This window comes from Achromobacter insuavis (genome assembly GCF_902859645.1).
GTDB classification, from domain to species: Bacteria; Pseudomonadota; Gammaproteobacteria; order Burkholderiales; family Burkholderiaceae_B; genus Achromobacter; species Achromobacter insuavis.
In genome coordinates, this window is sequence record NZ_CADIJR010000026.1 from 39,289 (window position 1) to 59,078 (window position 19,790).

At 68.7% G+C, this 19,790-nt stretch carries 16 protein-coding genes; 6 read left to right on the top strand and 10 right to left on the bottom strand.

All coding sequences use genetic code 11. From position 1 onward, the window contains the following. The first annotated feature begins 27 nt into the window (after positions 1-27). From H0523_RS15155 to rsmA, 3 genes are read left to right on the top strand one after another with little or no spacing between them, the layout of a single operon-like run. On the top strand, positions 28-2,421 hold the full coding sequence (locus H0523_RS15155) for an LPS-assembly protein LptD (RefSeq protein ID WP_054433554.1): 2,394 nt from the start codon (positions 28-30) through the stop codon (positions 2,419-2,421). Beyond that, positions 2,418-3,992, top strand: a complete 1,575-nt coding sequence (locus H0523_RS15160) for a peptidylprolyl isomerase (RefSeq protein WP_054433555.1) — start codon at positions 2,418-2,420, stop codon at positions 3,990-3,992. Before H0523_RS15155 ends, H0523_RS15160 begins: the two co-directional genes overlap by 4 nt. 18 nt (positions 3,993-4,010) lie before the next feature. Further along, on the top strand, positions 4,011-4,802 hold the full coding sequence (gene rsmA / locus H0523_RS15165; protein WP_054433556.1) for a 16S rRNA (adenine(1518)-N(6)/adenine(1519)-N(6))-dimethyltransferase RsmA: 792 nt from the start codon (positions 4,011-4,013) through the stop codon (positions 4,800-4,802). Between the two features lie 67 nt (positions 4,803-4,869). On the opposite strand, the gene H0523_RS15170 is transcribed toward rsmA, so the two are convergent. After that, positions 4,870-6,012 carry a glycerate kinase gene (locus tag H0523_RS15170; RefSeq protein ID WP_054433557.1) on the bottom strand — a complete coding sequence of 381 codons (1,143 nt, stop codon included), beginning with the start codon at positions 6,010-6,012 and terminating at the stop codon, positions 4,870-4,872. A 105-nt stretch (positions 6,013-6,117) separates the two neighbouring features. Here H0523_RS15170 and pyk point away from each other — a divergent pair, with 105 nt between their 5' ends. Beyond that, positions 6,118-7,560: a pyruvate kinase gene (gene pyk / locus H0523_RS15175; RefSeq protein WP_054433558.1), complete on the top strand. Its 1,443-nt coding sequence runs from the start codon at positions 6,118-6,120 to the stop codon at positions 7,558-7,560. 46 nt (positions 7,561-7,606) lie between these two features. Here the strand turns inward: pyk and H0523_RS15180 are convergent, their stop codons facing one another. Continuing rightward, on the bottom strand, positions 7,607-8,836 hold the full coding sequence (locus tag H0523_RS15180; protein ID WP_054433559.1) for a spore maturation protein: 1,230 nt from the start codon (positions 8,834-8,836) through the stop codon (positions 7,607-7,609). A 148-nt stretch (positions 8,837-8,984) separates the two neighbouring features. On the opposite strand from H0523_RS15180, the gene H0523_RS15185 reads away from it, so the two are divergent. Then, the gene (locus tag H0523_RS15185) at positions 8,985-11,228 is read left to right on the top strand and encodes an acyl-CoA dehydrogenase (RefSeq protein ID WP_054433560.1); all 2,244 of its coding nucleotides are present in this window, start codon (positions 8,985-8,987) and stop codon (positions 11,226-11,228) included. Here the strand turns inward: H0523_RS15185 and def are convergent. The 8 genes from def to glyQ all read right to left on the bottom strand — a co-directional run bounded on the left by def (position 11,216) and on the right by glyQ (position 18,686). Further along, positions 11,216-11,749: a peptide deformylase gene (gene def / locus H0523_RS15190; RefSeq protein WP_054433561.1), complete on the bottom strand. Its 534-nt coding sequence runs from the start codon at positions 11,747-11,749 to the stop codon at positions 11,216-11,218. The genes H0523_RS15185 and def overlap by 13 nt on opposite strands. 18 nt (positions 11,750-11,767) lie before the next feature. Continuing rightward, positions 11,768-12,163 (bottom strand): lactoylglutathione lyase, encoded by a 396-nt coding sequence (gloA, locus tag H0523_RS15195; protein WP_006388855.1) that lies wholly within the window; start codon positions 12,161-12,163, stop codon positions 11,768-11,770. 11 nt (positions 12,164-12,174) lie between these two features. Further along, positions 12,175-13,317 carry a 2-aminoethylphosphonate--pyruvate transaminase gene (locus tag H0523_RS15200; RefSeq protein WP_054433562.1) on the bottom strand — a complete coding sequence of 381 codons (1,143 nt, stop codon included), beginning with the start codon at positions 13,315-13,317 and terminating at the stop codon, positions 12,175-12,177. An 84-nt stretch (positions 13,318-13,401) separates the two neighbouring features. Continuing rightward, the gene (locus H0523_RS15205) at positions 13,402-14,385 is read right to left on the bottom strand and encodes a M48 family metallopeptidase (protein ID WP_156333493.1); all 984 of its coding nucleotides are present in this window, start codon (positions 14,383-14,385) and stop codon (positions 13,402-13,404) included. Continuing rightward, complete coding sequence (locus tag H0523_RS15210) at positions 14,372-15,100, bottom strand: lysophospholipid acyltransferase family protein (protein WP_054433563.1); 729 nt, start codon at positions 15,098-15,100, stop codon at positions 14,372-14,374. Before H0523_RS15210 ends, H0523_RS15205 begins: the two co-directional genes overlap by 14 nt. Continuing rightward, a complete protein-coding gene (gmhB, locus tag H0523_RS15215) occupies positions 15,100-15,639 on the bottom strand; it encodes a D-glycero-beta-D-manno-heptose 1,7-bisphosphate 7-phosphatase (RefSeq protein WP_054433564.1) in 540 nt (179 codons plus the stop codon). The genes H0523_RS15210 and gmhB overlap by 1 nt, the downstream gene beginning before the upstream one ends. Then, the gene (gene glyS, locus H0523_RS15220; protein WP_054433565.1) at positions 15,636-17,774 is read right to left on the bottom strand and encodes a glycine--tRNA ligase subunit beta; all 2,139 of its coding nucleotides are present in this window, start codon (positions 17,772-17,774) and stop codon (positions 15,636-15,638) included. The genes gmhB and glyS overlap by 4 nt, the downstream gene beginning before the upstream one ends. Then, the gene (glyQ, locus tag H0523_RS15225) at positions 17,775-18,686 is read right to left on the bottom strand and encodes a glycine--tRNA ligase subunit alpha (protein ID WP_054433566.1); all 912 of its coding nucleotides are present in this window, start codon (positions 18,684-18,686) and stop codon (positions 17,775-17,777) included. 257 nt (positions 18,687-18,943) lie between these two features. On the opposite strand from glyQ, the gene H0523_RS15230 reads away from it, so the two are divergent. Further along, entirely contained in the window at positions 18,944-19,711 is a 768-nt protein-coding gene (locus tag H0523_RS15230; protein ID WP_006393032.1) for a crotonase/enoyl-CoA hydratase family protein, read from the top strand. Positions 19,712-19,790: the final 79 nt, after the last annotated feature.

Genomic DNA, 19,790 nt, shown 5'->3' on the forward strand with positions numbered 1-19,790 from the left:
CATCGTCAAAAAGGGCTGTTTTCACTCGTGCGCAAGGTTCGGTGGTTGATCCTATCTGCTATCAGCGTCGCCGGGGCCGTTCAGGCCCAGGGCAGCCAAGGTTCGGCTCCCTCGTCGACGTCGATCACCGCGGCCCCTGAGCTGCGCACATCCCCCGGGCTGCGGGTGCACCGCCTGCCCGACGGGAACATTCCCGCCTATATGGAAGCGGACTCCATCGAGGGGGATCCGGATTCCGACCTGACCCTGACCGGCGCGGCCCAGGTGCGCCGCATCGACGGCGTCATCAAGGGCGACCGGATCAATTACCGCAAGGACACCGGCGAGGTGGACGTGCAGGGCAACGCGCGCATGATGCGCGACGGCACTCTGGTCACCGGCCCCAACGCCAAGTTCAACGTCGACAAGTATTCCGGCGAAGTCGAGAAACCGAATTTCTGGCTGGGCGCCACCGGCGGTTTCGCCGTGGCCGAACACGCCGACATCTTCAGCAAGTCGCAGATGCGGCTGCATACGGTCACCTACAGCGGCTGCTCGTGCGAGACGCCGTCGTGGTACATCAAGGCCAAGACGGTCGACATCGACTTCGACGAAAACGAAGGCGTGGCCCGCAACGGCGTGCTGTATTTCAAGGACGTGCCGATCCTGGCATCGCCCTACATGACCTTCCCGGTCAAGAAGGAACGCAAGTCGGGTTTCCTGATGCCGACGTACGGCACCACCAGCAAGGGCGGTTTCGACTTCTCGCTGCCGTACTACCTGAACCTGGCGCCGAACTACGATGCCACGATCCAGCCGCGTTACTTCTCCAAGCGGGGGCTGCAGATGGGGGGCGAATTCCGCTATCTCCTGCCGAACTCCACCGGCAGTCTGTACGGTGCCTTTCTGCCCAACGACACCATTACCGGTGAGAACCGCTGGATGTACTGGTGGCGTCATCAGCAGTTACTCTCGAATGGGTTCTACGCCGATTGGGATGTCGCCAAGGTCTCGGACGACAACTATTTCCGGGATATTTCCCAATTGGGTCTGAATCAGGCCTCCACAACCTATCTGCCTCAGCGTGCGCGGGTGGGCTGGGGGTCGACCTACTGGAGCGCGTACGCTCAAGTCTACAAATATCAGACCTTGCAAGATCCGGATGCACTGCTGACGCCGCCTTACGACAAAGAACCGGAAATTTATCTGCGCGGCGCGCGCTACGACTGGGGTGGTTTCGACGTGGATTGGACGTCCACGGCGGTGCGCTTTAGCAAGCCTTTGCTGCTAGGCCGGCGCAATGGTCCCAACGGGGACCGTCTGCAGAGCTATCCCTCGGTGTCGTATCCGATCGTTCGCCCAGGTTGGTTTGTTGTGCCTAAGGTCGGGGTGAACTACACCCAATATCAAACCAATTGGTACAGCGGTGATTGGCTTGGCCTGAACTCGGGGACGGCAAATGCAGGCACGGCTTTTGGCTACCCACGCTCTCAGTCGCGTACGGTGCCGATTATGTCGCTTGATACCGGGCTGATCTTCGAACGGGACACTACGCTGTTCGGCAAGGCATCGACGCAGACCCTGGAGCCGCGGTTGTACTACTTGCGAGTGCCGTACCGCGATCAGTCAAAAATCCCGGTTTACGACACCTCCCTGTCCGACTTCAGCTTCTCGCAGGCGTTCGACGAGAATATCTATACCGGTGGCTGGGACCGTATTTCCAACGCCAACCAGTTGACTGCCGCGCTGACGACGCGCTGGCTCGACGCCTCCACCGGCTTCGAGCGCGCGTCACTGGCGGTGGCGCAGCGGCTGTACTTCGCTGACCAGCAAGTGACGCTGCCGGGCGAGACGCCGCGCGAGAACGTGCGTTCCGATTTCCTGGTGGGCGCCAGCGCCGCGCTGACCGACACGTTCACGACTGACGTGGCGGCGCAGTACAACCCCTATGACAACCGCTGGTCGCGCACGTTGCTCAGCGGCCGCTGGTCGCCGCAGCGCCTGACCACGGTGGCGCTGGCCTATCGTTACCAGCGCGACCCGCAGACCGGCGTGGCCTACCAGCCGCAAGGCCAGAACCAGATCAGCCTGGCCGTGCAATGGCCGTTCACCAAGCGCTGGTATGGCGTGGGCCGCGTCGATTACTCGCTGCGCAATGGCCCGTCCAGCACGGTCAGCGGCACCACCGATTCCCCGCGTATCACGCAGGCCATCGCCGGCCTCGAATACAAGGGCGATTGCTGCTGGGTCGGCCGGATGGTGTTCCAGCGCTACGCTGTGTCCGCCACTGACGCCAACACGGCGCTGTTCTTCCAGCTGGAGCTGACCGGACTGGGTTCTCTGGGAACCGATCCGATGAACCTGCTGAACAGAAGTATCCCCGGTTACTCGCGCATCACCCCGCCTGTGCCTGCCGGGACCACATTTGAAAGGTATGAATGATGCGTAGGTTGCACTCTTTGCGTCGCTTCTCCGGCAACGCGCTGTTGCTGGCCGTTTGCGCCGCTTTCTCCGCCGCGCACGCGGCCGAGCCGAATGGCAAGGGCGCCAAGAATGCGCCGGCCGCGCAGAAAGCCGCGCCGCCCGTCGCCGGAGAGCAGTTCGTCGACGGCATTGCGGCCGTGGTCGACAAGGACGTGATCACCCTGCGCGAATTGCGCGACGCGTCGCTGCGTATTGCCGGTGAGCTGAAGACGCGCGGCATCCAGGTGCCCGACGACAAGACCCTGCAGCACCAGGTGCTGCAGCGGCTCATCATGGAGCGGGTGCAGCGTCACGAGGCCGATCGTCTCGGCATCCGCGTCGACGATGCCCAGGTCGATCAGGCCATCAAGACCATCGCCGAGCGCAACAAGATCAGTGCGGCGCAACTGCGCCAGGAAATCGAGAAGTCCGGCACGACCTGGGACAGCTACCGCAAGTCCCTGAAGGACGAGATCCGTTCCGATCGCCTGCGCCAGCGTGCGGTCGACTCCAACATCGTCATTTCCGACGCCGAGGTCGACGCCTTCCTGAAGGACCAGCGCCGCAATCCGGCGTTCGCCGCCGCGCCCCAGTCGGCGCAGCAGGCCCAGCCGCAACCGCAGCCGGAAGCCGCGCCCGAGCAGGCCGCCGCGCCGGCCGGCCCGATGCTTTACGCCGTGGCGCAGATCCTGGTGCGCGTGCCGGAAGGCTCGTCGCCCGACCAGCTGGCCGCGTTGCGCAAGAAGGCCGAGGACCTGCTGGCGCGCGCCAAGCGCGGCGATGATTTCGCCAGCCTGGCGGCCGCCAACTCGGACGGCCCCGAAGCCCTGCAGGGCGGCGTCATGGGCGTGCGTCCGCTGGACGGCTGGCCCGACCTGTTCGCCAAGGCCCTCGGCAACCTGCAGAAGGGCCAGGTCTCGACGCTGCTCCAGAGCGGCAACGGCTTCCACATCCTCAAGGTGATGGACCGCGGCACCGCGCAACCGGCGCCCAGCCGCACCGCCCGCGCGCCCGCACCGGCGCCCGCGCCGCAGCCGCGTCCGCAACCCCAGGCCCAGGCGCCGCAGGGTCCGGTCGAAGTGATGCAGACGCACGCGCGCCACATCCTGATCAAGACCTCGACGGTCATGAGCGATGAGCAGGCCCGCCAACGCCTCGAACAGGTGCGTCAGCGCCTGGTGGCCGGCGACGCCAAGTTCGCCGACATGGCGCGCCAGTACTCGCAGGACGCGACCGCGCCGCAGGGCGGCGATCTGGGTTGGCTCAACCCGGGCGAAACCGTGCCGACCTTCGAGGCCGCGATGAACGCGCTCAAGCCGGGCGAGATCAGCCAACCCATCCAGACGCCGTTCGGCTGGCACCTGATCCAGGTCGAAGAGCGCCGCCAGCACGACGCCACCGACGACCTGGCCCGCATGAAGGCCCGCCAGACCCTGTTCGAGCGCCGCGCCCAACCCGCTTTCGAAGATTGGCTGGACCAGCTGCGCGCCCAGGCGTACGTGGATAACCGTCTCGAGAAGCAGGACCGTATCAACCAGAACAACCGCTGATCACAGCCCGGGCTTTTCATGTCTCAACACCAGGCGCGCAAGCGCTTTGGCCAGAACTTCCTGACCGACGAGAGCGTGGTCGAGTCGATCGTGCGGGCGGTCAACCCCGCCCGCGGCGATACCGTGGTCGAGATCGGTCCGGGCCTGTCGGCGCTGACGCGGCCGCTGCTCGAGCGGCTCGATCACCTGACCGCGGTCGAGATCGACCGCGATCTGGCGGCGCGCCTGCGCAAGCAGTTCGAGGAAGGCCGCCTGACCGTGGTCGAGGCCGACGCGCTGACGGTGGACTTCTCGCAGTTCGGCGCCGGGCTGCGGGTGGTGGGCAACCTGCCCTACAACATCTCCAGTCCGCTGCTGTTTCACCTGATGACCTGGGCCGATCATGTCCGCGACCAGCATTTCATGCTGCAGCGGGAAGTGATCGACCGCATGGTGGCGCAACCCGGCAGCGGCGATTTCAGCCGCCTGTCCGTGATGCTGCAGTCGCGCTATCGCATGCACAAGCTGTTCGACGTGCCGCCCGAGGCGTTCGATCCGCCGCCCAAGGTGGTGTCGGCCATCGTGCGCATGGTGCCGCTGCCGGCCGAACGCCTGCGCCCGGTCAGCGCGCGCGCCTTCGAGACCGTGGTGGCCCGCGCCTTCTCGCAGCGCCGCAAGATGCTGCGTCGGGTGCTGGCCGACTGGGCGCCGCAGGTGCCCTGGGAAGCGCTGGACATCGCGCCCACCGCGCGCGCCGAGGATATCTCGGTGGACCGCTACATCCGTCTGTCGGACGCGCTGGTCGAGGCCGGCGTGCTGCAGCGCGGTTGATGCCGCAATCCCCAAAAAAAGCCCGCGTCGAGCGGGCTTTTTTTTGTGGCGCCGCGTTGTGCCGTGGCTACAGCATGCGCTTCTGCGCCGCCATCCACAGTTGCATCACGTCGCGGGCGCGATCGTGCAGCAGCCGCTCGGCATCGGCCAGGGCCTGTTGCAACGTGATGGGACCCGGCGCCAGGCTGAAGGCGGCGCTGATGCCGCCCGCGTGGAGCGCTTCGTAGCCTTCGCCCAGCGAGCCGGCCAGCGCCACCACCGGCACGCCGGCCTGGTGCGCGATGCGGGCCACGCCCGCGGGCGTCTTGCCGCGCAGGGTCTGCGCGTCCATGCGGCCTTCGCCGGTGAAGGCGAGCGTGGCGCCCTCCATGGCCTGCGCCAGGCCGCCGAGTTCGGCGACGATCTCGACGCCGGGGCGGAAGTGCGCGTTCAGGAAGGTCTTGGCGGCGAAGCCGAGACCGCCGGCCGCGCCCGCGCCAGCGTCATCGCGGCGATCGCTGCCCAGCTGGCGCGCACAGACGTCGGCGAAGTGGCCGAGCATGGCGTCCAGCGCCAGCACCTGTTCGGGCGTGGCGCCTTTCTGCGGACCGAAGATGTGGGAGGCGCCCTGCGGTCCGCACAGCGGGTTGTCGACGTCGGAGGCGATGACGATGCGCGTCTTCGCCAGCCGCGGATCGAGGCCGCGCGGGTCGATGCTGGCCAACTGCCCCAGCGCGCCGCCGCCCGGCGGCAGGCTGCGGCCGTCCTGGTCGAGCAGGCGCAGGCCCAGCGCGGTCAACATGCCGGCGCCGCCGTCATTGGTGGCGGAGCCGCCCAGGCCCAGGATGATGCGTTCGGCGCCGGCGTCCAGCGCCGCCAGGATCAGCTCGCCCACGCCATGGCTGCTGGCGCGCATCGGGTCGCGCTTGGCCGGCGCGATCAGTTCCAGCCCGGCGGCCGCGGCCATCTCGATGATGGCAGTGCCGTCTTCGAGCAGGCCCCACACGGCGTCGACCTTGTGGCCCAGCGCGTCGTTGACGGTGCGCTCGCGCGCCTGGCCGCCGGCGGCCGCCAGCACCGCCTCGACCGTGCCTTCGCCGCCGTCGGCCATCGGGATGCAGACGGTCTGCGCCCCGGGGCAGGCGGCCTTGACGCCGCGGGCGATGGCCGCGGCCGCGTCCGGCGCGGAAACGCTTTCCTTGAAAGAGTCGGGTGCGATGACAATTTTCACGAGGCCTGCCACGGTTCGTTGGGGACGGGATGTCGATCATGATACCCGCGTGTCCGCCGCCGTCGTACCATAGCGCTTTCGTTGTTCATGTGAGAGTGGATCGCCATGCCTGTATTGCGCCGCACCAAAATTGTCGCCACCCTGGGGCCCTCGACGTCGACGCCGGAACGCATCGACGCCATGATCAAGGCCGGCCTGGACGTGGCGCGGCTGAACTTCTCGCACGGCAGCGCCGACGACCATCGCGAGCGCGCCCGCCTGGTGCGCGAGAGCGCCGCGCGGCAGGGCCGCTTCGTCGCCATCATGGGCGACCTGCAGGGCCCCAAGATCCGCATCGCGCGCTTCACCGACAAGCTGGTGCAGCTGCAGGTGGGCCAGCCGTTCACGCTGTCGCGCGTGCATCCGAAAGAGGCCGGCACGGCCAGCATCGTCGGCATCGACTATCCCGAGCTGGTGACGGACTGCCGCGTCGGCGACGAGCTGCTGCTCGACGACGGCCGCGTGGTGCTGGTGGTTGACCGCGTCGAGGGCGACGAGGTCCACACCACCGTCACGGTCGGCGGCCCGCTGTCCAACAACAAGGGCATCAACCGCCGCGGCGGCGGCCTGTCGGCGCCGAGCCTGACCGACAAAGACCGCGTCGACATCAAGCTGGCCGCTGAAATGCAGCTGGACTTCGTGGCGGTGTCGTTCCCGCGCTATGGCAGCGACATCGACGAGGCGCGCGAACTGCTGCGCGCCGCCGGCAGCGAAGCCTGGATCATCGCCAAGATCGAACGCGCCGAAGCGGTGGCCGACGACGAAGCGCTGGACGCGCTGATCCGCGCCAGCGACGGCGTGATGGTGGCGCGCGGCGACCTGGGCGTGGAAGTGGGCGACGCAGAATTGGTCGGCATCCAGAAGCGCATCATCCAGCACGCCCGTACCCTGAACAAGGTGGTGATCACCGCGACCCAGATGATGGAGTCGATGATCTCCAGCCCGATCCCGACGCGCGCCGAAGTGTCGGACGTGGCCAACGCGGTGCTGGACTACACCGACGCGGTGATGCTGTCGGCGGAAAGCGCGTCGGGCGCCTATCCGGTCGAGACGGTGCAGGCCATGGCTCGCGTCTGCCTGGGCGCGGAAAAGCATCCCACCAGCACGCAGTCGCATCACCGCCTGGGCGAGACCTTCACGCGCTGCGACGAAACCATCGCGCTGGCGGCCATGTACGCGGCCAACCATTTCCCGGGCGTCAAGGCCATCATCGCGCTGACCGAAAGCGGCCATACGCCGCTGATCATGTCGCGCATCCGCTCGGGCGTGCCGATCTACTGCTACAGCCCGCACAGCATCACGCAGAACCGCGTGACGATGTTCCGCGGCGTCTACACCATTCCGTTCGCGCCGTCGGACTACGAGCCGGCCGACCTCAGCAACGCCGCCATCGACGAACTGAAGAAGCGCAATCTGGTGAAAGAGGGCGACTGGGTCATCCTGACCAAGGGCGACTTCTACCGCGACAGCGGCGGCACCAACGGCATGAAGATCCTGCTGGTGGATTGAGCGGTCCCGTGGCGCGCCGGGCCTGCAAGCAGGCTTCGCGCGCCGTTCAACCGAAGAACCAGTAGCACACGCCGATGGCCGCCAGCACGCCGGCCAGGTCGGCCACCAGCGCGCAACCCACCGCATGGCGCGCGCGCAGGATGCCGACCGAGCCGAAATACACCGCCAGCACGTAGAAGGTGGTTTCGGTGCTGCCTTGCACCACCGCGGCCAGCAGCGCGGGGAAACTGTCCACGCCGAAGTGTGTCATGGTCTCGAGCATCATGGCGCGCGCCGCGCTGCCCGAGAACGGCTTGACCAGCGCGGTCGGCAGCGCGTCGACGAAGCGCGTGTCCCAGCCGGCATTGGCGGCCAGCCAGCGGATGCCGTCGAGCAGGAAATCCAGCGCGCCCGAGGCCCGCAGCACGCCGACCGCGCACAGCATCGCCACCAGATAGGGCAGCAGGCTCTTGGCGATGTCGAAGCCTTCCTTGGCGCCTTCGATGAAGGCCTCGTAGACCGGCACCTTCTTCCAGGCGCCGACGATGAGGAAGGCCAGCAGGATGCCGAACAGGGCCAGGTTGCCCATCAGCGACGACAGCGCGGCGATGGCGCTGGCCGACATGCTGGCCAGCAGCGCCATGAAGCCGCCCATGACCAGCGCCGCGCCGCCCAGCCACAGCATCACGACGGGATCGATCAGGCGCAGGCGCTGGCATGCCGCCACCGCCAGGAAACCGGCCAGCGTCGACGCGCTGGTGGCCAGCAGGATCGGCAGGAACACCAGGGTGGGGTCGGGCGCGCCCTGCTGCGCGCGGAACATGAACAGCGTCACCGGCAGCAGCGTCAGCGACGAGGCGTTGAGCACCAGGAACAGGATCTGGGCGTTGCTGGCGGTGTCGGGCCTGGGGTTGAGCGATTGCAGTTCGCGCATGGCGCGCAGGCCGATGGGCGTGGCGGCATTGTCCAGGCCCAGGCCGTTGGCGGCGAAGTTGAGCGTGATCAAGCCGATCGCGGGGTGGTTGCGCGGCACCTCGGGCATCAAGCGCGCGAACAGCGGCCCCAGCAGCCGCGCCAGCCGTTCCACCAGCCCGGCGCCCTCGGCGATGCGCAGGAACCCCAGCCACAGCGTCAGCGTGCCGAACAACAGCACCATCACCTCGACCGACACCCGCGCCATGTCGAACAGGCTGGCGACCATGGCGCGGAACACGTCCGGGTCGCCGATGGCCAGCCAGCGGTATAGCGCGGCCGCGGCGGCAGTCAGGAAGAAGCCCAGCCAGAGTTTGTTCAGCATGCGGTGTGTGCCCGGATAGCGATTGGATTGCGCACCAGCGCGGGGAGGCCCATTGTCGCAGAGTCGGACCGGTGGGGTTTGGCCCCGATGGCCCAATTCTGGTACTTTGCCCTGATATGCCCAGTGGCATCGAACGAGAGGGGAGCACATGGATTTCAACGCATGGCGCCGGCGCCGCATCTCCGAACCCGCGTACCGCTGGGCGCGCAACGCGATGCCGCCGCTCTCGGCCACCGAGCGCGAGGCCATCGAGGCCGGCGACACCTGGTGGGAAGCCGATCTGTTCACCGGCAATCCCGACTGGCGCAAGCTGCTGGACGTGCCCGCCGCCGCCCTGACGCCGGATGAGCAACGCTTCATCGACGGCCCGGTGGCGCAGCTGTGCGCCATGCTGGACGAATGGGACATCACCTGGCATCGGCGCGACCTGCCGCCCGAGGTCTGGGCCTTCCTGAAGGCGCAGCGCTTCTTCGGCATGATCATTCCCAAGCGCCACGGCGGCCTGGGGTTCTCGCCCTACGCGCATTCCGAGGTGGTGCGGCGTATCTCGGCCTATTCGATCACCGCCGGCGTCACGGTCATGGTGCCCAACTCGCTGGGGCCGGGCGAGCTGCTGATGCAGTTCGGCACCCAGGCCCAGCGCGACTACTGGCTGCCGCGCCTGGCCGACGGCCGCGAGGTGCCGTGCTTCGGCCTGACCAGTCCCGAGGCCGGCTCGGATGCCGCCTCCATGGTCGATACCGGCGTGGTCTGCCGCCAGGTGGTGGACGGCCGCGAGCTGATCGGCGTGCGCCTGAACTGGCACAAGCGCTACATCACGCTGGGGCCGGTGGCCACGGTGCTGGGGCTGGCGTTCAAGATGTCGGACCCCGACGGCATCCTGGGCGAGGCGCGCGACATCGGCATTTCCGTGGCGCTGGTGCCGACCGACGCGCCGGGCGTCGAAATCGGCCGCCGCCACCTGCCGGCGATGCAGGTGTTCCAGAACGGGCCCAATCGCGGCCGCGACGTGTTCGTGCCGCTGGACGCGCTGATCGGCGGCGTCGAGCGCGCCGGCCATGGCTGGCAGATGCTGATGAGCGCGCTGGCGGCGGGCCGCGGCATTTCATTGCCGTCGCTGTCGGCCGCGGCGTGCGTGATGAGCGCGCACGCCACCGGCATGTACGCGCGGGTGCGCGAGCAGTTCGGCATCCCCGTCGGCAAATTCGAAGGCGTGCAGGAAAAGCTCGCCAGCCTGGCGGGCAATGCCTACCTGGTGGAAGCGGCCCGGCGCCTGACCTGCGCGGCGCTGAACCAGGGCGTGAAGCCGGCGGTGGTGTCGGGCATCATGAAATACCACGCCACCGAGCGCATGCGGGTGTCGGTCAACGACGCCATGGACGTGCATGCCGGCCGCGCGGTGATCGACGGACCCAGCAACTACCTGGGCGCGCTGTACCGGGCGGTGCCCATCGCCATCACGGTCGAGGGCGCCAACATCCTGACGCGCAACCTGATCATCTTCGGCCAGGGCGCGATCCGCGCCCATCCCTACCTGATGCCGGAGATCCTGGCGCTGGGCAATCCCGATGAAGAGCGCGGCATGGAAGTGTTCCATGACGTGTTCTGGCGCCACCTGCGCCATACCGGCATGAACACGCTGCGCGCCATCGGCCGCGCCTGGACCGGCGGCGTGCTGGCGCCGTCGCCGGTGTCCGGTCCCACCGCCGGCCATTACCGCCGGCTGGGCCGCTATGCGGCCGGCTTCGCGCTGCTGGCCGACGCCACGCTGGCGCGGCTGGGCGGCGGCCTCAAGCGCCGCGAGATGATCTCGGCGCGGCTGGGCGACATCCTGGCCGAGCTGTACCTGCTGTCGGCCGTGCTCAAGCGCTGGGAGGACGAAGGGCGCAAGCACGACGACCTGCCGCTGGTGCGCTGGTGCATGGAACAGGGCTATGCCGAGATCGAGAAGCGCATGGACCAGGTGCTGTCGAACCTGCCGGGCCGGCCGCTGGCCTGGGCGCTGCGCGCGGCCATCCTGCCGTTGCGGCTGGCCAAGGGGCCGGGCGATGCGCTCAGCCGCGAATGCGCGGAACTGCTGCTCAAGCCGTCGCCGACCCATGTGCGGCTGGCGGCCGACCTGCAGCGCGTGTCAGGCAGCGGCGGCCAGGGCGATGCCGATCCGCTGGCGCTGCTGACCCGCGCCTTCGCCCTGGTGGACGCGGTGCAGCCGATCCGCGACCGGCTGCGCCAGTCGGGCGTGCGCGATTGGCGCGAGGCGCACCGGCACGGCGCCATCACGGCGACGCAGGCCGCGCAACTCGAAGAGGCCGAGGCGATCGTGTCGCGCGTGCTGCAGGTAGACGATTTCGCGCCCGAGGAATTGTCGCCGCGGGACGATCAGTCGTCCTGATTCGGGTCCATGCCCGGGAACAGGATTTCGGTGAAGCCGAACTTCGAGAAATCCTGGATCCGGGAAGGATAGAGTCGGCCGATCAGGTGGTCGCATTCATGCTGCACCACGCGGGCGTGGAAGCCCTCGGCCTCGCGGTCGATGTCACGGCCGTAGGGATCCTTGCCCTGGTAGCGGATGTGGCGGTAGCGCGGCACCAGGCCGCGCAGCCCCGGCACCGACAGGCAGCCTTCCCAGCCGTCTTCCATGTCGTCGGACAGCGGCGTGATGACCGGATTGCACAGGATCGTCTGCGGCACCGCCGGCGCGTCGGGATAGCGCTCGTTGCGGTCGAAGCCGAAGATGACCAGCTGCAGGTCCACGCCGATCTGCGGCGCGGCCAGGCCCACCCCTTGCGCCGCCGCCATGGTCTCGAACATGTCTTCGATCAGGGCGTGCAGTTCGGGGGTATCGAAGCGCTCGACCGGCGGCGCGATGCGCAGCAGCCGGGGATCGCCCATTTTGAGGATGGAGTGGATCATGGCGATGGCGGGTGGGGTTCAGTCCACCCTTCCTTTCTTCTGGATGAACTCGATCTTGTAGCCGTCCGGGTCCTCGACGAAGGCGATCACGGTGGTGCCGTGCTTCATCGGGCCGGCCTCGCGGGTGACCTTGCCGCCGCGTTCCTTGACCTTGTCACAGGCTTCGTAGGCGTTGTCGACTTCCAGGGCGATGTGGCCGTAGCCGGTGCCCAGGTCGTACTTGTCGGTGTCCCAGTTGTGGGTCAGCTCGATCACGGCGCCTTCGGATTCATCCTGGTAGCCGACGAAGGCCAGCGTGAACTTGCCGTCGGGGTAGTCGTTGCGGCGCAGGACGCGCATGCCGAGCACGTTGGTGTAGAAGTCGATGGACTTGTCGAGGTTGCCGACTCGCAGCATGGTGTGGAGCATACGCATGGTGGAATTCCTTAAGCGATGAGGGGTGGCGGGAAGCCGTGGACGTGTCCGGCGGACTCCCTGGTTATGCCGAGGTCTTGCAGCGCGCCGCCCATGGCGTCGACCGCAAGCCGCATCTGGTCGGGCCCGAAGGCGCCGATGCAACCCACCCGGAAAGTGGGCAGTTCGGTGTTGGTGAAATTGCTGAGCACGAAGCCGCGCTGCTTGAGCGCGTCCACGAACAGCTGCAGGTTCCAGGTCGGCGCGTCGGGCGCATGCACGTTGACGACGATCGGGCCTTGCAGCGCGGGCGGCAGGTAGGGGCTGAGCCCCAGGCCGGCCACGCCGTCGTAGAGGGCGCGCATGTTGGCGGTGTAGCGCGCCAGCCGGGCTTCGCGGCCTTCCTGATGATACAGCTCCAGCGCCACGGCCAGCGCCGCCAGCGTCGGCGCCGGCGGCGTGAAGCGCGGGCCGGCGTTGGGCGCCAGGGTGTGCTGGTAGATGTCGGCCAGGTCCAGCGACCAGCTGCCGGCGTTGCCGCGCGCGGCCTCCAGGCTGTCGCGGCGGCCCACCACGAAGGCGGCGCCGGGCAGGCCTTCCAGGCACTTGTTGGCGGTCAGCACCACGGCGTCCACGGCCGGCAGGGCGCGCATTTCCAGCGGCAGCGCGCCGAAGGCCGAGACCGCGTCGACGATGACGCGGCGTCCCAGCGCGTGGGCGATGCGGGCCAGTTCCGGCACGTCGTGGCAGATGCCGCTGCCGGTCTCGCTGTAGACCAGCGCCACGTGCGTCAGGCTCGGGTCCTGCTCCAGCGCCCGCGCCACGGCCTGGGGATCGACGCGGTCGCGCACGCCCACGTACAGCGGCACGGCGACGCGGCCGGCCTCGGCGGCCAGCTTCTGCAGGCGGCCGGCGTAGGCGCCGGTGGACGGCACCAGCAGGCGGCCGCCGGGCGGCACCAGAGTGCGGATCGCGGCTTCCACCGCGAAATGGCCGCAGCCCGGCAGCGCCAGCGCCACGTGCTCGTCCGCGTCGGCCTCGGCCACGCGCAGCACGCTGGCGCAGACCTGGCGGTACAGTTCGCGGAATTCGTTGTCCCAGGGCGCATAGTCCTGCGCCATGGCGGCCTTCACCCGCGCATCGGTCGTGACCGGGCCGGGAATCAGCAGAAGCATGGTGTGTCTCCGTGGGTACTCATGCGAGGCTTCTTTTAGTGTGAACAGGCCCTGGGCCGGTTGCGGGGGCGTCGCGCACCGACCCTAGAATTGGGGCAGCGAGGCCGGGTCGTGGCGCCGCAGCACGTTCTTCGCTTCCTCGAAATCGGGCAGGATCTGGCCGACTTCGCGCCAGAAGTCCTGGCTGTGGTTCATTTCGCGCAGGTGCGCCAGTTCGTGCGCGATGACGTAGTCGATGATGGCGGGCGCGAAATGGATCAGGCGCCAGTTCAGCATGATGTTGCCGTCGCTGGTGCACGAGCCCCAGCGCGTGGCCGCCGACGACAGACGCCAGCGGCGGATCTTCAGGCCGCTGATCTGCAGGAAGTGCGCCAGCCGGGCGCCGAACCAGGCGCCGGCGCGCTGCTGCAGCCAGGCCTGGGCGGCGTCGCGGATGCGGCCCTGGTCGGCATCGGCCGGCAGGGCCAGCCACAGCGTGTCGCCATCGGCCGGCGCTTCGGCATCGCCCGACAGGCGGGTCTGGCGGCTGTCGCCGCCCACGCCCAGCACGATGCGCTTGCCCAGGTAGGGCAGTTCGCCGCCGGCCTGCCAGCGCGTGTGCGCCATGGCCAGCTGCTGCTTGCGGGTGTGCCATTCGCGCAGCTTGGCGACGATCCAGCGGGATTTCTCGCGCACCGCGTCGTCGATCTGCGCCAGCGTGACCCAGTTGGGCGCCGTGACGCGCAGGCCGTCGTCGGTGATGACGAAGCCGATGCTGCGGCGGCGCGAGCGCAGCAGCACGAAGCCGATGGGTTGCGGGTCGGTGTCCACCTCGCGCCAGCGCGCGCCGGGCGGCAGCGGATCGGGGCAGGGGGTGGGCACGCGCGCGGCGGCGTTGGGCGACAGCGTCAGCAGCGGTTCGCCGGCCGGCTTGGGCGCGGAGGAGGCAGGGGGAGGGAACAGCGGCGCGGGCGGCGTGGCCGCCGGCGCCTTGCGTGGCGCGGGAGACGCGCTCAAGGGCGACGCGTCGGCAGACGCGTCGGAGTCTTGCACGTCGAACAGGAGTTCGAGCTGGTCAGTGCTGGGCATACCTTTCTGGATTGAGACGCCGCATTTCCCCTTCGATCCAGTCCTGGACTTTCTGGTTCAGTTCCTCGGGGGAGATTCCCTTCGATTCTATCGCGGGACCGATGGACAGCGTAACCATGCCCGGATATTTGACGAAGGCGTTGCGGCGCCAGCATTCGCCGGCATTGTGCGCCACCGGGATGACCACCGCGCCGGTGCGCGAGGCCAGCAGCGCGCCGCCCATCTTGAAGCGCGCGGTCTTGCCCGGCGGCACGCGCGTGCCTTCCGGGAACAGCAGCGGCCAGCGGCCTTCGTCCAGCCGGACCTGTCCCTGCTTGACCACCTGGTCGAAGGCGTCGCGGCCCTTGGCGCGGTCGATGGCGATCATGCGCAGCAGCGCCAGGCCCCAGCCGAAGAACGGCACCATGTGCAGTTCCTTCTTGTAGACGAAGCACACCTCGCGCGGCATGTAGGCCGGGAAGAACAGGGTCTCCCAGGCCGACTGGTGCTTGGACAGCAGCACCGCCGGGCCGTCGGGCAGGTTTTCCCAGCCCTTGACCTGCCAGCGGATGCCGCAGAACACCTTGGCGCCCCAGATGGCCAGGCGCGGCCAGCCCACCGTGAGCTTGTAGCGCAGGTGCAGCGGCAGCGGCGCCCACAGCACGCAGGCGAACGCGTACGGGATGACCGTGACGGTCAGGAACAGGAAATACAGGAACGAGCGCAGCCGGGCCATCAGTTGTCCTGCAGCAGCGCGTCGGCCACGGCCGACAGGTCGTCGCAGACCCGGGTGTTGTCGGGCAGGCCGCCCTTGGCCAGCGTCTTCTTGCCGTTGCCGGTCAGCACCAGCCAGGGCGAGCAGCCGGCGGCGGCGGAGGCCTGCAGGTCGCGCAGCGAGTCGCCCACGGCCGGCACGCCGGCCAGCTCGACGTCATAGCGGTGGCCGATCTGCTCGAACATGCCGGGACGCGGCTTGCGGCAGGTGCAGTCGTCGTCCGGGCCGTGCGGGCACATGAAGACGGCGTCGACGCTGCCGCCGGCCGCGGCCAGCTCGCGCCGCATCTTGGTGTGGATGGCGGTCAGCGTGTCCATGTCGAACAGGCCACGGGCCAGGCCCGACTGGTTGGTGGCGACCACCACCGTCCAGTCCGCCTGGGTCAGGCGGGCGATGGCCTGCAGGCTGCCGGGCAGGGCGATCCATTCGTCGGGACTTTTGACGAAGGCGTCGCTGTCCTGGTTGATGACGCCGTCGCGGTCGAGGATGATGAGCTTCACTGTGCCAGCCTGGAAATGTCAGCGACCTGGTTCATCAGGGTGTGCAGCTGGCCCAGCAGCGCCAGCCGGTTGGCGCGCACCGCCGGGTCTTCGGCCATGACCATGATGTCGGCGAAGAAGGCGTCCACCGGCTCGCGCGCCTGCGCCAGGGTGCGCAGGTTGGCGGCGAAGTCGCCGGCTGCCAGTTGCGCCTCGGCCTGCGGGCGCAGCGCGGCGATGGCGGCGGCCAGCGCCTTTTCGGCGGGCTCGACCAGGGCGGCGTCATTGACCGCGCCGATCTCGCCCTCGGCCTTCTTGAGCAGGTTGCCGATGCGCTTGTTGGCGGCCGCCAGGCTGGCGGCCTCGGGCATCTGCGCGAAGGCGGCGGCGGCGCGCACGCGCTCGGCCACCTGGTGCAGCGGCGGCGCCAGGGCGATGACGGCCTCGACCGCATTGCGGTCGTGGTCGTTGATCAGCTGGTTGCGGTAGCGCTCGTAGATGAAGGCGCGCACCTCGGCCAGCGTGTCGGCGGGGATCTTGCCGGCCGGGAAGGTGGCGGCGGTGGCGGCCAGCAGGCCGTCCAGCGACAGCGGACCGTCCTGGTTGAGCTTGAGCCAGCCGCCGGCGGCCAGCTGCTCGAAGGCGCTGATCAGGCCCAGCGCGGCGCGGCGCAGGCCGAACGGGTCGCGTTCGCCGGTGGGCGCCAGGCCGATGGCCCAGATGCCGACCAGGGTCTCGGCGCGTTCGGCGATGAACAGCGTGGCGGCGGTCAGGCCGTCCTGCGAGACCGGCGTGTCGTAACGGTTGCGGTACTGGGTGCGCAGCGCCTGCACGACGCTGTCCGGCTCGCCGTCGCCGGCGGCGTAGTAGGCGCCCATGATGCCTTGCAGCTCGGGGAACTCGCCCACCATGTTCGAGCCCAGGTCGGCCTTGGCCAGCAGCGCGGCGCGGTCGGCGGCGGCGACGTCGCCGCCCAGCTTGCCGGCCACATCGCGGGCGATGGCGCGCACGCGCTCGACGCGTTCGAGCTGGGTGCCCAGCTTGTTGTGGTAGACGATCGAGCCCAGTTGCTCGACGCGCGCGGCCAGCGGCGTCTTGCGGTCGGTCTCGAAGAAGAACTGGGCGTCGGCCAGGCGCGGGCGCACCACGCGCTGGTTGCCTTCGACGATGTTCACCGGGTTGTCCGTGTGCATATTGCTCACGATCAGGAAGCGGTGCGTCAGGCGGCCGCTGGCCGGGTCGAACAGCGGGAAGTACTTCTGGTTCAGGCGCATGGTCAGGATCAGGCATTCCTGCGGCACTTGCAGGAACTGTTCCTCGAACTCGCCCACGTAGACGGTGGGGTGTTCGACCAGGGCGGTGACTTCATCGAGCAGGGCGGCCACTTCGGGGTCGTCGCCCAGCGTGGCCGACAGGCGGCCGGCGTGGTCCAGCAGCTGGCGCTGGATCTCGTCGCGGCGGCCTTCGAACGAGGCCACCACGCGGCCCTTGTCGGCCAGGGTGGCGGCGTAGGCGTCGGCATCGGCGATGGCGATGGCGCCGTCGCTCATGTAGCGGTGGCCCAGCGTCTCGCGGCCGGCGGTCAGGCCGAGGGCGGCCACGGGCACGACGTCGGCGCCGAACAGCGCGATCAGGCCGTGCGCCGGGCGCACGAACTTGACGGTGGTTTCGCCGTCGGCCAGCTGGTAGCGCATGACCTTGGGGATCGGCAGGCCGTCGATGGCCGCGTCGATGCCTTCCTGCAGGCCGGCGGCCAGCGCGGCGCCGGGCGCGGTGCCGCGGGCGACCAGGTAATCCTGCTTGCCGTCGGACTCACGTTCCAGGGTGGCCAGGTCGATGTTTTCCAGGCCCTTGGCGGCCAGTTTCTTCTGCAGCGCCGGCGTGGCCTTGCCGTCTTCGGTCAGGCCGATCTTCACCGGCATCAGCTTTTCGGCGTAGGCCTGGTCGGGCGCCTGGGCCAGCACGGCCGACAGGCGCACCGCCAGGCGGCGCGGCGTGGCGTAGGGCTCGACGGTGCAGCCGTCGGCCAGCAGGCCGTGGCGCGCCAGCGTGGCGCGCACGCCCTCGGCGAAAGCCTGGCCCAGCTTCTGCAGGGCCTTGGGCGGGAGTTCTTCGGTCAGCAGCTCGACCAGCAGGGGGCGGATGTTCGTCGTCATTTATGCAGCCTCCCCGGCGACCTTGTCGCGGCCCAGCATGGGAAAGCCCAGTCGTTCGCGGGAATCGTAGTAGGCCTGCGCGACGGCGCGCGACAGGTTGCGGATGCGGCCGATATAGGCGGCGCGCTCGGTGACGCTGATCGCGCCGCGCGCGTCCAGCATGTTGAAGGTGTGGGCGGCCTTGAGCGTGGCTTCATAGGCCGGCAGGGCCAGCGGCACGTCCATCAGGCGCTTGGCCTCGGCTTCGTAGTCGTTGAAGTGCGCGAACAGCATCTCGGCCGACGAATATTCGAAGTTGTAGGTGGACTGTTCCACTTCGTTCTGGTGGAACACGTCGCGGTACAGCACGCGGCGGCCGTTGGCGCCTTCGGTCCAGACCAGGTCGTACACGCTCTGCACGTCCTGCAGGTACATGGCCAGGCGTTCCAGGCCGTAGGTGATCTCGCCCGTGGTCGGGGTGCAATCCAGGCCGCCGACCTGCTGGAAGTAGGTGAACTGGGTCACTTCCATGCCGTTGAGCCAGACTTCCCAGCCCAGGCCCCAGGCGCCCAGCGTCGGGTTTTCCCAGTCGTCCTCGACGAAGCGGATGTCGTGCTGCGTCGGGTCGATGCCCAGCGCCTTGAGCGAACCGATGTACAGGTCCAGGATTTCCGGGGGCGCGGGTTTCAGCACCACCTGGTACTGGTAATAGTGCTGCAGGCGGTTGGGGTTCTCGCCGTAGCGGCCGTCCTTGGGGCGGCGCGAGGGCTGCACGTAGGCCGCGCGCCAGGGCTCCGGGCCGATCGCCCGCAGGAAGGTGGCGGTGTGCGAGGTGCCGGCGCCGACTTCCATGTCGTAGGGCTGCAGCAGGGCGCAACCCTGCTTGTCCCAGTATTCCTGGAGCGTAAGGATGATTTGCTGAAAGGTGAGCATAGGATTCTTGGAATTCGGTCGCCGGGCGACGTTTGCCGTGGGCGTGGGAAACCGGGCATTTTAACTGCCCCGGGGCGGCCTCGGGGCCGGACCCCGGGATTGCGGTTACATCCTGGCGGTTACATATCGGGCGGGGCGTGCTCCAGGCGGACACGGCCCGGGCGCCGCCCTGCGGCGGCCGGGCATTGGTCGTATCATTCCAGGTTGACCAGTCTTATATAAAACCAACATCCCCAAACCCCGGAAGGAGCATCCGCATGTCTGACCTGATCAAGGTGGAAGTCGCCGACGGCATCCAGATCATCACCATCAACCGCCCCGAGGCCAAGAACGCCATCAACCTGGAAACCGCCCAGGCCATGGCCGCCGCCCTGGATCAGCTGGACAGCCGCGACGACGTGCGCATCGGCATCCTGACGGGCGCGGGCGGCACGTTCTCGTCGGGCATGGACCTGAAGGCCTTCGCCAAGTCGGGCCAGCGCCCCTACGTCGAAGGCCGCGGCTTCGCCGGCCTGAACGAAGCGCCGCCGAAAAAGCCGCTGATCGCCGCCGTCGAAGGCTACGCCCTGGCTGGGGGCTGCGAAATGGCGCTGGCGTCCGACCTGATCGTGGCCGCCAGCAACGCCAAGTTCGGCCTGCCCGAGGTCAAGCGCGGCCTGGTGGCCGGCGCCGGCGGCATGCTGCGCCTGCCGCGCCGCCTGCCGTACCACATCGCCATGGAAGTGATCCTGACCGGCGACATGCTGGGCGCCGAGCGCGCCTACGGCTTCGGCCTGGTGAACCGCCTGACCGAGCCGGGCGGCGCCCTGGCCGGCGCGTTGGAACTGGCCCGCGCCATCGTCGAGAACGGCCCGCTGTCGGTGCAGACCGCCAAGAGCATCGTGGCGCAGTCCGGCGACTGGACCCAGGAAGAGATGTTCGGCCGCCAGCGTCCGCTGATCGCCCATATCTTCTCGTCGGCCGACGCCAAGGAAGGCGCCACCGCTTTCGCGGAGAAGCGCAAGCCGGTCTGGCAAGGAAAATAAATGGGTGCCCCCACGCCGCGCCCGCTGCGCGAGCTAGCTGCCCCCCAAGGGGGCTCTTTTGCCTTGGGGCGGCCCGGCG

What these genes read in the sequence shown, in the direction of transcription:
- gloA (WP_006388855.1), bottom strand. Translation starts at nt 12,163, where the DNA reads ATGCGTATGCTCCACACCATGCTGCGAGTCGGCAACCTCGACAAGTCC.
- glyQ (WP_054433566.1), bottom strand. Translation starts at nt 18,686, where the DNA reads ATGCTCACCTTTCAGCAAATCATCCTTACGCTCCAGGAATACTGGGAC.
- H0523_RS15200 (WP_054433562.1), bottom strand. Translation starts at nt 13,317, where the DNA reads ATGCTTCTGCTGATTCCCGGCCCGGTCACGACCGATGCGCGGGTGAAG.
- H0523_RS15160 (WP_054433555.1), top strand. Translation starts at nt 2,418, where the DNA reads ATGATGCGTAGGTTGCACTCTTTGCGTCGCTTCTCCGGCAACGCGCTG.
- H0523_RS15210 (WP_054433563.1), bottom strand. Translation starts at nt 15,100, where the DNA reads ATGGCCCGGCTGCGCTCGTTCCTGTATTTCCTGTTCCTGACCGTCACG.
- H0523_RS15185 (WP_054433560.1), top strand. Translation starts at nt 8,985, where the DNA reads ATGGATTTCAACGCATGGCGCCGGCGCCGCATCTCCGAACCCGCGTAC.
- H0523_RS15230 (WP_006393032.1), top strand. Translation starts at nt 18,944, where the DNA reads ATGTCTGACCTGATCAAGGTGGAAGTCGCCGACGGCATCCAGATCATC.
- def (WP_054433561.1), bottom strand. Translation starts at nt 11,749, where the DNA reads ATGATCCACTCCATCCTCAAAATGGGCGATCCCCGGCTGCTGCGCATC.
- pyk (WP_054433558.1), top strand. Translation starts at nt 6,118, where the DNA reads ATGCCTGTATTGCGCCGCACCAAAATTGTCGCCACCCTGGGGCCCTCG.
- H0523_RS15205 (WP_156333493.1), bottom strand. Translation starts at nt 14,385, where the DNA reads ATGCCCAGCACTGACCAGCTCGAACTCCTGTTCGACGTGCAAGACTCC.
- rsmA (WP_054433556.1), top strand. Translation starts at nt 4,011, where the DNA reads ATGTCTCAACACCAGGCGCGCAAGCGCTTTGGCCAGAACTTCCTGACC.
- H0523_RS15180 (WP_054433559.1), bottom strand. Translation starts at nt 8,836, where the DNA reads ATGCTGAACAAACTCTGGCTGGGCTTCTTCCTGACTGCCGCCGCGGCC.
- glyS (WP_054433565.1), bottom strand. Translation starts at nt 17,774, where the DNA reads ATGACGACGAACATCCGCCCCCTGCTGGTCGAGCTGCTGACCGAAGAA.